Origin of the sequence: Limnohabitans sp. (assembly GCF_023910625.1) — a bacterium.
In the GTDB taxonomy this organism is placed as follows: domain Bacteria; phylum Pseudomonadota; class Gammaproteobacteria; order Burkholderiales; family Burkholderiaceae_C; genus Limnohabitans_A.
In genome coordinates this window covers 1-13876 of sequence record NZ_JAAVVW010000003.1, presented here as the reverse complement: position 1 = coordinate 13876, position 13876 = coordinate 1, and the positions used below count along the sequence as shown (strand labels likewise).

The following is a 13876-nucleotide window of genomic DNA, read 5'->3' as shown; positions in this document are numbered from 1 at the left end:
CCACAAACCATGATGAACCACGCTGCGACCACCCTAGAGAACATGACACAAGCACTGCTGCAATGCCAGCGAGGCGATGCCTCTACAGCACAACTGGCCAGCTCATGGCGGCTTGGGACTGCCCAACTGCCCTTGCCAGCCCGCTATGTCCAAGTCCTGCATGACCTGCTCGACCGCATGGAATCCAGCGCCCTGTTCACCGAAGAAAGTTGCTCATTCAGTCAAAAAGACCAACTGCAAGCCCTGCAGACCTGGCTGGAAAAAGCCCACCAACAACTGCTCAGGCAAGCCACACCAGCACCCTGACAACCGTCACGCCCGAGCCAAGCGTCCGCGCCGTCAAGACCTCACCGGACAATCGGTGCAATGCTGCTGAACTGGTCGGTCCACAGCCTCAAGCCTGGCTGGTCATAAGGCTCGCTTCTGAGCACACGGCCCTGATCGTCGCGGACTTCGCGATTGACCGAGGGGTAGGCCTTCAGGTAGGCCTGGTCATGCGTCATGATGAAGTGCAGGTTCCGTCTCACATTGCGCACCTCATCCACAGCCTGGTATTTGTGCCGATAGGCCATGCCCAAAACCTCGGCCTGGGCTTTCACTATGGGGTAAAGGTTCAAATAGGCATTGGTGATGTTGATCGCGATGTGACCATCGGGCTTGAGGTGGGTGCGATAAATCTGAAACGCCTCACGGGTCAACAAATGGATGGGCACCGACCCGCCCGTGAAAGCGTCCAGCACAATCACGTCGTACAACTTGTCTTTGGGCAACTGCTCCATGCGCAAACGGGCATCCCCCAATAAAATGTTTTGCTCACCCGCTTTGCAGCTCGACAAGTTGTCAAACCACTTCTGCGCAAACTGCACCGCCGCAGGGTTGATTTCATAAAAGTCATAGGCATCGGCTTGGCGTGCATAGTTGGCCAAGGTGCCCGCACCCAAACCAATCAAGGCCACCGACAACGACGGTTTTTGGTCCATGGCCCACTTCAAGGTCTCCCCGATACCGCTGTCGCGCGCATAGTAAGTGGTCGGCACATGACGCAGCGCATCAGAAAGAAACTGCTGACCATGGGTCACATTGCCACTGAAAAACACCCGGTCATCACGCTTGGGCTCGGAGACAAAGCGACGCTCCTTGACCGACACAGTGCCATAAAAATTCCGGATCTGGTCCAGCAAAACTTCACTGCGATCGTCCTGGCGAACCTCACGCCAGGACCACGGGTTTTGCATGGCAAACAACAAAGCCACCATGACCACTGCCGTCAAGGCCCCCACGGCCTGAATTACACGACCACGGGATTGCCCCTCCAAGCGAAACAACACATGACAAGCCAACAAGGCCACCAGAACCAAGGCCATCAACCACTCGTGGTAATCGTCAAAAAATTGGGTGGCTACCAAGGTCACAAACAAGCCCCCGAACGCCCCCCCAATCGACATGCACAGGTAAAACTCAGTCAAACGTCCCGTATCCACAGGCCTGCGGCGGTACAGCTCGCCATGGCAAAGCATGCACACCACAAACAACAAAGCGTAATGCGACCAACGCACCTCGTTGACGCCATAGTCCCAATCGATACCGAGCCAGCGCGGAATATCGTTCAAGCCCGAAGTCGCCAGCAACAAAACCAGCGTGAGCAACGCAAACAACCGGGGGCGATACCAGCGGGGGTGGTCAAAAGTCAGGATGAAAGTGACCAAGTACAGGCCCAGCGTCGAAATCCACAGCCTGGGCTCGGGCGCCACATCGTGGCTGATCTGATCGGTGGTCGCGATGAAAACCAGCGAAGCCAATGCCGGCAAAGCCACCCAGGACAGGCGCTGGACCAGCGTAGGCTTGGGCTTGCTGGCCGACCCCTCTGGTGTCACGGGCACAACACCGACTGCCGCATCGCAATGGGCGGCACCGGCGGGCGTCTTGTTTTGCCACGCCCCCAAAGCCACCGGCAAACACAGCAAGGCAAACACCCAAAAACCAGCCGTCCAAAGATGCCCCATTTCCTGCTGCTCCAGCCAAGGCTCCAGCACATACGGAAAAGACAAAAGTGCCAGGAACGACCCCACATTGGACAAAGCGTACAAACGGAAAACCGATGAGGCGTGGGCCGTGCTGGTGAACCAGTGCTGAACCAAAGGCCCGGTGGTCGCCAAACAAAAATACGGCAAGCCCACACTGGCCCCCAAAATCAGCAACACCTGAAAAACCGGCGAGTCAGGAGATTCAGGCCGAAGCTCCGCCCCAGGCAGCACTCTGGCTGCGAGCAAGGCCGCCAGCACCAACAAGACCACATGGATACGCGCCTGCGTTTTTCGGGAGGGCAAGGCCGCCAACGCATGGGCATACAGGTAGCCCAGGCACAACAGGGTTTGGAAAAACAGCATGGCCGTGGTCCAAACTGCGGGGCTGCCACCAAACCACGGCAGGATTTGTTTGCTGAGCAGGGGCTGGACTTGAAACAACAAAAAAGCGCTGGTGAATATCGTCAGCGCAAAAGGCACAAAACTCCAAGGATTGCAAGACTGACTTGGCAGGGGATGGGTCATGATGACACTTGGACAGGGGATGAACCTGTGCTTTTAAATGGATAAAAAATACAAGGCCTTGCCATCCATGCAAACAGCAAATCATCTTGTCCACTCTTGATCGGCGCCGATTCTACAAGCGCCAATTTGAATCATGGCCAATCGCGTGAAGGCCCCAAGGTTGTTTGACGCTTCGTCACAAGGGTAAACACCAATAGGGCGATAAAAAATCAAGATTCATCAAAAATTAATGCAAAGAAAGATTAATCTAGTGGCTTGACCAAGGGGCTGCCCCATTCAAATCTGCCAAGCCAGCCCCCAGGCATCTCACAAGGAGTCGACCATGAAGGTATTGCGTGTTTTATTGCCCATCCTGTTGACCAGTTGGTTGAATTTGGCCTGCTCATCCACCGCAGCCCCAGCCACCGGCGCATCGGCCTACGAACCCGTGCGCGGCCAAGCCGGCAAAGATGTGATCTGGATCCCCACGCCGGAAGGCCTGATCGACAAAATGCTCACCGCCGCCAAGGTCAGCGATCAAGACAAACTGTTTGATCTGGGCGCGGGCGACGGCATCATCGCCATCACCGCCGCGCGCAAATATGGAGCGCAAGCCGTGGGCATTGAATACAACCCCGACATGGCCCAATTTGCCCGGCGCAAAGTGGCCGAAGCCGGCCTGACCAACAAGGTAAGGATCATCACAGGGGACATCTTCCAAGAAGACTTCAGTTCTGCCAGCGTGGTCACCCTTTACCTGATGCCGCACCTGAACTTGAAGCTTCGTCCCATCTTGCTCAAGATGAAGCCTGGCACTCGGGTGGTCTCGCATGCCTTCACCATGGGCGAATGGGAGCCCGACGAGACCATGTCGCACCAACACTCACAAGCCTTTTTTTGGGTGGTCCCCGCGCAAATCGAAGGCACCTGGGTCATGACCGGACTGGAAGGCGGGCCGATGCGCATGAGCCTGAGTCAAACCTTTCAAAACATAGGCGGAATACTCACCCGTGGCGGGCAGACCCATGCCATGGTGGGTGCCAGATTGCGTGGCGACGAGGTCAAGTTTCAATTCATCACCCAGGACCGCAAGGTGCACGCCTTCTCTGGCCGTGTGGAAGGTCGCCGCATCACGGGCACCGTTGTCTCTGACTTCATGCATACACCCGTCGAAATCACCCGACCCTGAAACGCACTCCCAACACACCCCCGAGCCGAAAGATCCAGATGAAAACCGATAGCTCCGCCCCCGACAAGATGCTCCGTTTGCTGCACCCGATTTCAGCCGTGGCGCTGATTGTGGGCATCGTGATCGGCGCAGGCATTTTCAAAACCCCCTCACTGGTTGCTGGCATCAGCGGAGATGCTGGCTGGGCCCTGGTGTTGTGGCTGGCAGGTGCCCTGATCTCCATCGTGGGCGCACTGTGCTACGCCGAGCTTTGCACCGCGTATCCCAATGCCGGGGGTGACTACCACTTTTTACACAGGGCTTTTGGGCGCAACCTTTCTTTCATCTACGGCTGGTCACGCGCCACGATCATCAACACAGGCTCCATCGCCTTGCTGGCCTTTGTTTTTGGCGATTACATGAGCACGCTGGTCAACCTGGGCACCTACTCCAGTGCCATCTGGGCACTGCTCATTGTGGTGGTCTTGACGGTGGTCAACCTGGCTGGCATTCACGCTTCTTCGCGCATCCAGACCTGGTTGACCTTGACCGAAATTGTCGGCTTGCTGGCCGTTGTCGCGGCAGGACTCTGGGTCGAAGCCCCCGCCTCTGGCGTCATCCAATGGTTTGTCCAAGCGCCAGCGCCAGCGCAATGGGGGTTGTGCCTGGTCTTTGTCTTGCTGACCTTCGGCGGCTGGAACGAAGCGGCCTACATCTCTGCCGAATTGAAGGGTGGACCACACACCATGGTCAAGGTCATCCTGGCCAGCATGCTCACCCTGACGCTCATTTACCTGCTGGTCAACACCGCCTTGCTGTTGGGCCTGGGCTTGAGTGGCTTGAGCCAAAGCAAAACCGCTGCAGCCGATCTGCTGGGCCTGGCCTTTGGTCCGTGGGCACAAAAAGCGCTGGGCTTGTTTGTGGCCATTGCCGCATTGACCAGCATCAACGCCACCATGTTTGTCGGCGCTCGCACCAACTTTGCAGTCGGCAGCGACTGGAAAGCCCTGCGCAAACTGGGACAGTGGCAACTGGACATTGGCAGCCCCCGGCAAGCTTTGCTCTTGCAGGGCCTGATCAGCATTGGCCTGATTGGATTGGGCACCCAAGAAGCTGACGGCTTTTCGGCCATGGTGGAATTCACCGCCCCCGTGTTCTGGGGCTTCTTGTGCCTGGTCGGGCTGGCCTTGCTGAGCTTGAGGCAAACCGATCCGCACACCACGCGCCCCTTCAAAGTGCCGTTTTACCCAGTGCTGCCCCTGATTTTTTGTGCCGTCTGCGCATGGCTGACCTATTCCAGCATCACCTATGCCATCTCTCAAAAAGCCATTCACGTCTCCATGTGGCTCATTGCCAGCGGCGTTCTGGCCTTGCTGATTTTGCGGGCGCGCGAAAAAACCCTCGACCAAATCCCCCGCCGAATTTGAGGGCAAGACAACCCGATGGCCCGAATTTGACTGGGTGGCAGAGCGCGTTGACGGGTCGTACACGAGGCCCGCGTTCACCTACCGTGGATCTTTTTGAAAACCCACGGTACGTGAAGTCGGTCTTATTTCAACACCACAGAATTACCCCCCAAAGGTTTTGACTCAGCAGGTTTGGCGGCGCCATGCATGACCGCCATGAATGCAACGATGGCAGTCTTCTGTTCATCATTGATTTTTGAGGGATTGTCGAAAGGCATCAGCATTTGCAAGTATTCAAACAAGCCCTTGGTTGTTGCAAACTTTGACAAGTCTGATCCCGCTCCCCAAATGGGTCTTGGAAAGACAGTGGCATCACGCCCATTCGCACCGTGACACAAAGCGCAATTTTGTTGGTAAAGTTTTTCACCCACAACGACTTGCGCACTGCTGTTGGCTGGGAGCTTGACGGTTTGAGCCATTGCACCGTGGCTGCCGAACCCCATGGAGACAAGGGGTCCAACAACCATCAAAGTGCTCACCCAAAGTTTTGACTGAACGTTCATATCGTGCATCAGTCCTCAAACAACTTGCACTTTGAACTTCGCAATGGCGCCGTTGGCCATGCCCAAAATATTGAGGGGCACCGTTTCGGGCTGCATATTTCCTGCCGTATCGATACCCCGTGTTTCGATCACATGATTGCCGCGGGGAGCATCCCACATGAAGTCAAAACGCACCCAGGTATAACGCCCCAGGTTGGGACCTTGAATATGCGCACGCTGCCAAGGGCCGCCATCCACCCGGTATTCAACTGCCCGAATACCGTGTTGAGGTGCCCACGCGTAGCCTCGAACCAATTGGCGTCCCACAGGCAACTTTGGCAGCTCACCTCTTTTGAGAGGGTAATTGGCCGGAATGGAGGGCGACTTGTCCAAAACCAGCGGCACGGTGATCACGGATTTAATGGGCATCCAGGTCACCATGGGGCCTTTCACGTCAGCCGGCGTGATGCCTCCGATGAATTCATCGGTCGGACCCACTGCCGGTGCCTGATAGTCTGGCCCAATGTAGACCTCCCCCTTGGTGTTCAACCGAACCCAATGCTGATGTGAGTCAACGCGCATCTCGGTCAGCCACTTGATGGAGGCCGTGCCGCCCCAGCCGGGCACGATCAAGCGTACGGGAGCGCCATGATCGGGCAACAAGTCGTTGCCGTTCATTTTGAAACATATGCCGATGTCATCTCCACGGGCAATCAACTCGGACACCGGCATTGGACGCCCCATGTCGTTGCCATCGACCCCAGACCAAAACAGCGCGGATTTGGCGTCTTTTTTGAGCCCGACCAATCCAAAAATGTGACTCAGCGGCACATACTGCCACTCGGCTTGTCCAACGGCCCCAAGCACCCAGTTACCACCGGCCACCTGCGTTTGACCCTGCTGCTCCCAGAATAACGAACGACCATTGCCATGGCACTCCATCGTTGCAATGATGGTGCGCGAAGGCATTTTCACCAGGTCGTCATACGTGATTTCAATTGGTCGCTCAATGGCATTGCCATGAATTTTCATTTTCCAATTGCGCGGGTCCAGCACTGGCCGTTGTTCAACCATGGGGGTCGGGTAATGGTTGCGCACATAAAACTCTTCAACAGGCGTGATGAAAGTCGAAAAATTCCAATAATTACCGCTGCGCACGGTGGCCCCAATGTTGAGCAAACGGGAGTCGTCCTTGAGCAGTACTTTCCTTGCAGGAGCAGGAGCAGGAGCAGGAGCAGGGGCTGATGCAGCCGCCTGCGCCATGGCGGCCGGTGCCGCCAACGCGGCACCAAAAGCGCCTGCAGATACAAAGAACTGTCGACGACCTGAGGGGTCGTGCGTGCGCACGGCACCCTCCATGATTTGAGTTTCCTGGGCTTGTTGCTTGGTCAACGACATGGCGTCTCCTTGAGTTGTGTGAAAGAACCACACCATCTGTGCACATTGCGTGCCAGTCCTCAGACGCCCTTCCAGAAGGCCTTTCAACCGGAAAACGGCCCAATAATCGGGGTTTACCCTGTGATTGTGTTTCGTTTTGGTAACATCAATGTGGGCGCATGGTAGCATTCTCGTAACAAAATGAGGTGCCCCACCATGCCGACACGGCGAGAAATCTTGATCACCAGCGCTGCCTCAACGGCTCTTGCAACCAAGACTGCGTGGGCAAAACCTGGCGCTGAACCCCTGAAAATTGGTTTGACGCCGGTGATATTGACGGACCAATTTGCCTTCTTGTCGCGGTGGGGCAAATACTTGAGCGACCAAACTGAGCACCCTGTGAGCTTTGTCGTCAGGGAGTCTTATCAGTCGATTCTGGATCTTTTGATGGGCGGTCAAGTCAATGCCGCCTGGATTTGTGGTTACCCCTATGTCCTCATGCAGGCCCGACTCGATCTTCTGAGCGTGCCTCTTTATCAAGGACAGCCCACCTACCAAGCGTACTTGATCAGCGCACTGCGTCAGTCTGGCGTGATTGGCGGCTGGGCAAATCTTGAAGGAAAAGTGCTGGCCTACGCGGATCCTTTGTCCAACTCTGGCTGGCTGGTCGCGCGCGCGCAAATGGCCAGGGCAGGCATTGATCACCGCAAGTTAAGGCGCACCTTCTTCACTTACGGTCATCGCAATGTGGCCGATGCCGTGGCCGCAGGTCTGGCCGATGCGGGCGCTATTGATGGTTATGTCTGGGAAACGATGAAGACCCAGCGCATTGAAACCATCGATCAAACCCGAATTGCCTGGAAGTCTGAACCCTTTGGATTTCCACCCATCGTGACAATGAAAAATACCCATCACCCCGCCACACCTGCTTTGCGTCGTGCGCTGTCGAACATGCATCTCAACGCCACGGGGCAGGAGTTGCTCAACGCCTTGAATTTGTCGGGGTTCACCACGGGTGAGCCCTCTCTTTTTGAATCGATTCGCAAACTCTCTCGCAGTCTCTAAAAATGCTGAACCGACTGCCCTACCGCTTGCAAATTCCTTTGGGCTTATCGCTCGCGGTGTTGGTGACTGCCATGCTGGTCACGGCGTTGCTGGCCAAGGTGATTCTCAACACGGCAGAGCGTGAGACCATCGAGCGCATCAACCGCGCCTCCACACTGATCGTTTCGCAGTCGCGCTCATTGATCGCCGCTGAGGATATCTGGCGCACTTTTACCCTCTTGCGAGGTACAAACGCCCTCTTGCCTGGGGCTGACGATGATATGGCACATGCTGTCGTTCTTGACAGTGCCGGTCATGTCTTTGCCTCATCCAATCCGACGGGTCACGCCATTGGCCAAAAAATTCTGGGAACCATCCAGTACAGCATGAACGTGCCGGAAACCAGCCAGGTCAATGACCGCATCAGCATTTATGAACCCCAGCACGGCATGATCGTGACCGAACCCATTCGAAGTGAAGATGGGCAAATTCTTGGTTATGTGTACATAGAAGTTGATACCGCTGTTTTCGTTCCTGCCTGGATGAATTTGCTGCGATTTGCTGTGCTTGGCGCTGCACTGACAGCATTTTTTCTGTTACCTGTCGGCTGGTATTTCGGACGGAAAATGGCCAAGCCTGTGGCGGAGGTGGTTCATGTCATCGAACAAATTGGCAAGCATCCACCCAACACGCTGCGCAAACTCATCCCACGCAACGCCAACCCGGAACTGGCCAAGATTGGCCAAGCTGTTCTGCAGTTGCTGGATGAAACAGAAACACGCCATAAAGCGCAAGCACGCGCCTTTTCCTCTCAAAGGTTGGCTGCAGTGGGACGCATCACTGCCGTGGTAGCCCATGAGATCAACAACCCCCTCGCAGGCTTGTTGACTGCCACACAAACGCTTCGCTTGCATGGTTCTTCCCTCGACATACGGCAAAAAACCATCGAACTGATTGAACGAGGGCTCCTCCAGATCAGCTCTACGGTCAATGCGCTTATTCCACAGGCACGCAAAGAGGTTCGATCGCTGGTCTTCGAGGACCTGGCGGACATGACGACCCTGGTTCAATCGACCGCAGAGCGTTTCACAGTGCAAGTCCACGTGGATCATGACATCCAACAGCCGCTGAAGGTTGCCGCCGCATCCATGCGACAGGTCATGCTGAACTTATTGCTCAATGCGATCAAGGCCTCCCATGCAGGCGGGCTTGTCTTGGCCACTTTGCGCTCGAATGCTCATCTTGTCCGCTTTGAGGTTTCTAACACTGGGCGGCGTCTAACTCAGGCGCATCTGGATGCGGCGATTTCGACGGAGTCCGAGAATGATCCTCACGGATTCGGGCTTTGGGTATGCCATCAAATCGCCATCCAGTGCAATGGCTCACTGATTTTGGATCTGTCAGAACAAGATCAAACACGGCTTATTTTTCAAGTCCCCAATCAAGAAACTCATGAACCAACTCTTGTTGATTGAAGACGACCTCATCATGGGTGAGTCTCTTGCCCAACGCCTTGAAATCGAAGGCTATATCGTTTTCTGGTGCAAAAGCCTCAAGGAGGCCAAGGCAACGGACCTGTTGAATTTTTCGGCTGTCATCAGCGATGTGCGCTTGCCTGATGGCGTAACAACCAAGTGGTTTGCAGAATTACCTGTGTTGGCGCGCTCCATACCCTGGTTCTTTCTAACGGCACATTCCAGCATTGAAGATGCGATCACGGCCACGAAACATGGTGCCCGTGAGTACTTGACCAAACCTTTCGATATCGAGCGCCTGATTGACCTCATCAAAAAGAGTATCCCCTTAACGTTTGTCCGATTTGAGGATGCGCCACTTGGTGTGTCGCCTGTCATGCGCTCTGTGGAGAAGCTTGTCAAAAAGATTGCACAGCAACGTGTTGCCCTGTTGATCAGCGGGGAGACCGGCGTCGGCAAAGAAGTGGTTGCACAATATTTGCACAGTCAGGATGCACGCAGTCAAACGGGAAAATTCATTGCTGTCAACTGCGCGGCCATACCAGAGAACTTGATGGAGTCCGAATTTTTCGGATACGAAAAGGGGGCATTTTCTGGTGCACACAAAGTACATCATGGGTATTTGGAGCGCGCCAACAACGGCACCTTATTTTTAGACGAAGTGGGAGAGTTGCCACTTGCCATGCAAGCCAAGTTGCTGCGTGCTTTGCAAGAAAAAACATTTTCCCGCTTGGGCTCTGAAGCCATCACAAGCAGCGAGTTCCGTTTAATCTCGGCAACCAATCGTAATTTGGTTGCCGAAATGCAAGCCGGCAGATTTCGAGAAGATTTTTTTTACCGATTGGCGGTGATACGGATTGATCTGCCTCCCTTGAGGGAACGACCTGAAGATATTTTGTGGTTGACTGAAAAAATTCTGGGGAAGATCAGGCTGGAGCAGTCTCGCGCTTTGGCTGTCTCCGAAAATTTTTTGCGCGACCTGCTCAAAAGACCTTGGCGAGGCAACGTCAGGGAGCTTCAGTCCTATTTGGAACAGGCCACCATCATGTCTGACACCGGTGTTTTGGATATGACCATTGCAGAATCGCTGTCTATCAACCATGATGCTGAAAATCCGGTTTTGGCGACCCTTGAGATCGTCGTCCAAGCGGCAGAAAAGACCCACATTGCGCGCGTCCTGGATCACTGCGACGGCAGCATCAACCAGACCGCTGCACGGCTTGGGATTAGCCGGAAAACACTCTGGGAAAAAATGAAAAGGCTTGGCATCTCCGCTGAATGACTGAGCCGGTCCAAACCGGCTTAACACGGTGCCGCAAATCATGTTGGCCCGCATTGACGAATACGCCAAGCGCCACCATCAAAGCCGTAGCGGTTTTTTGGTCGATGCAGCCAGGGCTGCCATGGCCGCACAGCCTTGAAAACTCATTGCCCAACCTCGCTCTGCCACCCCTGCACCACCATCACCATCGCCAGGGTGTCCAGCTCACAGTAGCGCAGCAGGGCTTGCTTGATTTGAGACCTCTGCGCGTCTTGCAGGATCTTCAAACTGCAGCCGCGAATAGGCCGTTGCGGCCGCGCCACCTTCTGCGATAACCAATTCATCCGGGTCTTGGCCTGCAGCCAATGGCTCGCCCAGCATCTCTGCGCCCAAGTCGCGCAGAATTTCATAGGGGTCATCGATGCTCTGGCCGTGTTCATCGGTGGGCAGCCAAGTGAAGTTCTTGTAATTGAGGCTGGACATTCCACCCTCCGCGCCATAGATCGGCTGGGCATAGTGCTGCCGCAGCCAAGCATTGCTTGCCAGCATGGCGGGCAGCACCTTCTTGATGGAGACACTGCCCTTGGTGGCCACATGAAAGTAAGCATCCTTGGCCAAATCGCACAGGTCCACCATGGCGCGCTCGCCTGACTTGGTGAGGGACGCCAAAAACAAACGCAGCTCATCCGCATCGTCTGGCGGACTCAAGCTTTCATCGAGCTGCACCATGATCCGGTTCAAGATGGTGTTTTCATGGTGGCTCCACATGAACACCGTGCCAGTGTCCCCCTTCAGCTGAGCCTTCAGGGCGCGGGCAAATATGATCAACAAACTGGGCCTGACGCCCGAGCCCGTTCTGGCCCGCAGTGCGCACGCTGGCGAAGTGCCGCATTTTCACATTTGGGAAAGTGGGCAAAGCAGCGCGCAGGGCAAACTGAACGAATGCCTGGCCAAGTTATGGCAATGCGGTTACACCCCTGACCAAGTCGCCGTCATCAGCTACCGGGGCGTGCAGCAGTCTGAAGCGCTGCGCCACGACCGCCTGGGTGGGCAAGCCACTCGGCGATTCACGGGCCAATATGACAGCGCAGGCAACGCGCAGTGGAGCGAAGGCCCGCTGCTGGCCGAAAGCCTTTACCGATTCAAAGGCCAAAGCGCTCCGGCCGTGGTGCTGTGCGAAGTCGATTTTGAAACCCTGACCGAGCGCGACAAACGCAAACTCTTTGTCGGCCTGACTCGCGCGCAAATGCGGGTGGATGTCGTGATCAGTGAGCGGGCGGCGCTTGTCCTGTTTGACATGCTCTGAGCGAAGAAAACGTGCAGCTGTTCCTTTTCAAGATTCACCACTGCCAACTCTCGAGTCACAACTGTTGGCTTAGCTTGCAACCTTTTTTACGGTAGGTACAATAACCACCATGAACAGCAAAATGCTCATCAAAATGCTCGAAAGTGCCGGTTGGACTGAGCGTGGTTGCAAGGGTAGCCATCACATTTATACGCACCCGAACAAGCCTGGGCACATCAGCGTTCCGCACCCCAAGTCAGATCTGGGCAAGGGAATAACGCACAAATTGCTGAAACAAGCTGGCCTGAAATAAAAGGATATTGACCATGAAATTCATCATTGCCATCGAACCGGGTGACGCAGACCACAGCTTTGGCGTGGTGGTGCCGGACTTGCCTGGGTGCTTTAGCGCGGGCGACTCGCTGGATGAGGCGATGGCAAATGCCCATGAAGCGATTGATTTGTGGTGCGAAACAGTTATTGAGGATGGGCAGGATATTCCACCAGCCAAGTCAATCAGCCTGCACCAACAAGACCCTGAGTTTGCAGGTTGGGTATGGGCTGTTGTGGATGTGCCGGTTGAGAAGTACCTGGGCCCAGCGGAGAAGATCAACATCACGGTGCCGCACATCGTGTTGGCCCGCATTGACGAATACGCCAAGCGCCACCGTCAAAGCCGTAGCGGTTTTTTGGTCGATGCAGCCAGGGCTGCCATGGCCGCACAGCCTTGAAAACTCATTGCCCAACCTCGCTCTGCCACCCCTGCACCACCATCACCATCGCCAGGGTGTCCAGCTCACAGTAGCGCAACAGGGCTTGCTTGATTTGAGACCTCTGCGCGTCTTGCAGGTCTTCAAACTGCAGCCGCGAATAGGCCGTTGCGGCCGCGCCACCTTCTGCGATAACCAATTCATCCGGGTCTTGGCCTGCAGCCAATGGCTCGCCCAGCATCTCTGCGCCCAAGTCGCGCAGAATTTCATAGGGGTCATCGATGCTCTGGCCGTGTTCATCGGTGGGCAGCCAAGTGAAGTTCTTGTAATTGAGGCTGGACATTCCACCCTCCGCGCCATAGATCGGCTGGGCATAGTGCTGCCGCAGCCAAGCATTGCTTGCCAGCATGGCGGGCAGCACCTTCTTGATGGAGACACTGCCCTTGGTGGCCACATGAAAGTAAGCATCCTTGGCCAAATCGCACAGGTCCACCATGGCGCGCTCGCCTGACTTGGTGAGGGACGCCAAAAACAAACGCAGCTCATCCGCATCGTCTGGCGGACTCAAGCTTTCATCGAGCTGCACCATGATCCGGTTCAAGATCGTGTTTTCATGGTGGCTCCACATGAACACCTTGCCAGTGTCCCCCTCCAGCTCAGCCTTCAGGGCGCGGGCAAATTCGAAGTTTGGAAACACCCCAGGCTCGGCCAGCAAGAACTGGCCCTTGTGCTCGACGCGCCCGTCTCCGTGCATCACATGGTGCGAATACTGAAAAGCCACCTGCTCATAAGGCCGCATGCCTTGGTGAAACGGGATGGCCACTGCGCTGGTCTCAAAGTCGATGAAATGGTAAGGAAAGCGCCAAGACGCCATTTCTCTGCGCATGTGCGCCTCGGCCAGCCAGTACCCGCCCCGATCTTCTTCTGGGGAGATGCCTTTGGCCTGCATCCATTGGCGCTCACTGACCGACAGGGTTTCTCCGCCGTCTTTGACATCGATGTCACCGGGCTGCACGGTTGAAAGGCGAATCCGCCCTTGCGAAATCAAGTCGTCTTTTTTGCGGAAATTCCACAGGTCCA

Annotated in this window: 15 protein-coding genes; 10 read left to right on the top strand and 5 right to left on the bottom strand. The window is 55.5% G+C overall.

Annotated elements, in window-relative coordinates:
• Positions 1–12 precede the first annotated feature (12 nt).
• Positions 13–306, top strand: a complete 294-nt coding sequence (locus HEQ17_RS02930) for a hypothetical protein (protein WP_296293653.1) — start codon at positions 13–15, stop codon at positions 304–306.
• 41 nt (positions 307–347) lie between these two features.
• Here HEQ17_RS02930 and HEQ17_RS02925 read toward each other — a convergent pair whose 3' ends face one another.
• The gene (locus tag HEQ17_RS02925; protein WP_296291215.1) at positions 348–2549 is read right to left on the bottom strand and encodes a spermidine synthase; all 2202 of its coding nucleotides are present in this window, start codon (positions 2547–2549) and stop codon (positions 348–350) included.
• Positions 2550–2871: 322 nt separating this feature from the next.
• Here HEQ17_RS02925 and HEQ17_RS02920 point away from each other — a divergent pair, with 322 nt between their 5' ends.
• Entirely contained in the window at positions 2872–3717 is an 846-nt protein-coding gene (locus HEQ17_RS02920; protein ID WP_296291214.1) for a cyclopropane-fatty-acyl-phospholipid synthase family protein, read from the top strand.
• A 38-nt stretch (positions 3718–3755) separates the two neighbouring features.
• Positions 3756–5123 (top strand): amino acid permease, encoded by a 1368-nt coding sequence (locus HEQ17_RS02915; protein ID WP_296291213.1) that lies wholly within the window; start codon positions 3756–3758, stop codon positions 5121–5123.
• 122 nt (positions 5124–5245) lie between these two features.
• On the opposite strand, the gene HEQ17_RS02910 is transcribed toward HEQ17_RS02915, so the two are convergent.
• On the bottom strand, positions 5246–5674 hold the full coding sequence (locus tag HEQ17_RS02910; protein WP_296291212.1) for a c-type cytochrome: 429 nt from the start codon (positions 5672–5674) through the stop codon (positions 5246–5248).
• A gap of 6 nt (positions 5675–5680) precedes the next feature.
• Positions 5681–7042 carry a molybdopterin-dependent oxidoreductase gene (locus HEQ17_RS02905; protein ID WP_296291211.1) on the bottom strand — a complete coding sequence of 454 codons (1362 nt, stop codon included), beginning with the start codon at positions 7040–7042 and terminating at the stop codon, positions 5681–5683.
• Positions 7043–7222: 180 nt separating this feature from the next.
• Here HEQ17_RS02905 and HEQ17_RS02900 point away from each other — a divergent pair, with 180 nt between their 5' ends.
• The 4 genes from HEQ17_RS02900 to HEQ17_RS02885 are packed head-to-tail and all read left to right on the top strand — an operon-like array spanning position 7223 to position 10961.
• Complete coding sequence (locus HEQ17_RS02900) at positions 7223–8086, top strand: PhnD/SsuA/transferrin family substrate-binding protein (RefSeq protein ID WP_366938018.1); 864 nt, start codon at positions 7223–7225, stop codon at positions 8084–8086.
• Between the two features lie 2 nt (positions 8087–8088).
• Positions 8089–9540 carry a HAMP domain-containing sensor histidine kinase gene (locus tag HEQ17_RS02895; RefSeq protein WP_296291209.1) on the top strand — a complete coding sequence of 484 codons (1452 nt, stop codon included), beginning with the start codon at positions 8089–8091 and terminating at the stop codon, positions 9538–9540.
• On the top strand, positions 9518–10822 hold the full coding sequence (locus HEQ17_RS02890) for a sigma-54 dependent transcriptional regulator (protein WP_296291208.1): 1305 nt from the start codon (positions 9518–9520) through the stop codon (positions 10820–10822). The genes HEQ17_RS02895 and HEQ17_RS02890 overlap by 23 nt, the downstream gene beginning before the upstream one ends.
• A gap of 28 nt (positions 10823–10850) precedes the next feature.
• Positions 10851–10961, top strand: a complete 111-nt coding sequence (locus HEQ17_RS02885; RefSeq protein ID WP_296291207.1) for a hypothetical protein — start codon at positions 10851–10853, stop codon at positions 10959–10961.
• Between the two features lie 65 nt (positions 10962–11026).
• On the opposite strand, the gene HEQ17_RS02880 is transcribed toward HEQ17_RS02885, so the two are convergent.
• Positions 11027–11569 (bottom strand): hypothetical protein, encoded by a 543-nt coding sequence (locus HEQ17_RS02880; protein WP_296291206.1) that lies wholly within the window; start codon positions 11567–11569, stop codon positions 11027–11029.
• 52 nt (positions 11570–11621) lie between these two features.
• Between HEQ17_RS02880 and HEQ17_RS02875 the strand changes: the two genes are divergently transcribed.
• The 3 genes from HEQ17_RS02875 to HEQ17_RS02865 all read left to right on the top strand — a co-directional run bounded on the left by HEQ17_RS02875 (position 11622) and on the right by HEQ17_RS02865 (position 12817).
• A complete protein-coding gene (locus tag HEQ17_RS02875; RefSeq protein WP_296291205.1) occupies positions 11622–12107 on the top strand; it encodes an ATP-binding domain-containing protein in 486 nt (161 codons plus the stop codon).
• A gap of 109 nt (positions 12108–12216) precedes the next feature.
• Positions 12217–12399: a type II toxin-antitoxin system HicA family toxin gene (locus HEQ17_RS02870; protein ID WP_108353023.1), complete on the top strand. Its 183-nt coding sequence runs from the start codon at positions 12217–12219 to the stop codon at positions 12397–12399.
• A gap of 13 nt (positions 12400–12412) precedes the next feature.
• On the top strand, positions 12413–12817 hold the full coding sequence (locus HEQ17_RS02865; RefSeq protein WP_296291204.1) for a type II toxin-antitoxin system HicB family antitoxin: 405 nt from the start codon (positions 12413–12415) through the stop codon (positions 12815–12817).
• Positions 12818–12821: 4 nt separating this feature from the next.
• On the opposite strand, the gene HEQ17_RS02860 is transcribed toward HEQ17_RS02865, so the two are convergent.
• The coding region (locus tag HEQ17_RS02860) for a DUF2779 domain-containing protein (protein WP_296291203.1) at positions 12822–13876 on the bottom strand (1055 nt) is incomplete at its 5' end.

Coding starts and splice junctions, on each gene's coding strand:
- HEQ17_RS02895 (WP_296291209.1), top strand. CDS start 8,089: ATGCTGAACCGACTGCCCTACCGCTTGCAAATTCCTTTGGGCTTATCG.
- HEQ17_RS02910 (WP_296291212.1), bottom strand. CDS start 5,674: ATGCACGATATGAACGTTCAGTCAAAACTTTGGGTGAGCACTTTGATG.
- HEQ17_RS02905 (WP_296291211.1), bottom strand. CDS start 7,042: ATGTCGTTGACCAAGCAACAAGCCCAGGAAACTCAAATCATGGAGGGT.
- HEQ17_RS02920 (WP_296291214.1), top strand. CDS start 2,872: ATGAAGGTATTGCGTGTTTTATTGCCCATCCTGTTGACCAGTTGGTTG.
- HEQ17_RS02900 (WP_366938018.1), top strand. CDS start 7,223: ATGAGGTGCCCCACCATGCCGACACGGCGAGAAATCTTGATCACCAGC.
- HEQ17_RS02875 (WP_296291205.1), top strand. CDS start 11,622: ATGATCAACAAACTGGGCCTGACGCCCGAGCCCGTTCTGGCCCGCAGT.
- HEQ17_RS02930 (WP_296293653.1), top strand. CDS start 13: ATGAACCACGCTGCGACCACCCTAGAGAACATGACACAAGCACTGCTG.
- HEQ17_RS02925 (WP_296291215.1), bottom strand. CDS start 2,549: ATGACCCATCCCCTGCCAAGTCAGTCTTGCAATCCTTGGAGTTTTGTG.
- HEQ17_RS02890 (WP_296291208.1), top strand. CDS start 9,518: ATGAACCAACTCTTGTTGATTGAAGACGACCTCATCATGGGTGAGTCT.
- HEQ17_RS02915 (WP_296291213.1), top strand. CDS start 3,756: ATGAAAACCGATAGCTCCGCCCCCGACAAGATGCTCCGTTTGCTGCAC.
- HEQ17_RS02870 (WP_108353023.1), top strand. CDS start 12,217: ATGAACAGCAAAATGCTCATCAAAATGCTCGAAAGTGCCGGTTGGACT.
- HEQ17_RS02865 (WP_296291204.1), top strand. CDS start 12,413: ATGAAATTCATCATTGCCATCGAACCGGGTGACGCAGACCACAGCTTT.
- HEQ17_RS02880 (WP_296291206.1), bottom strand. CDS start 11,569: ATGTGGAGCCACCATGAAAACACCATCTTGAACCGGATCATGGTGCAG.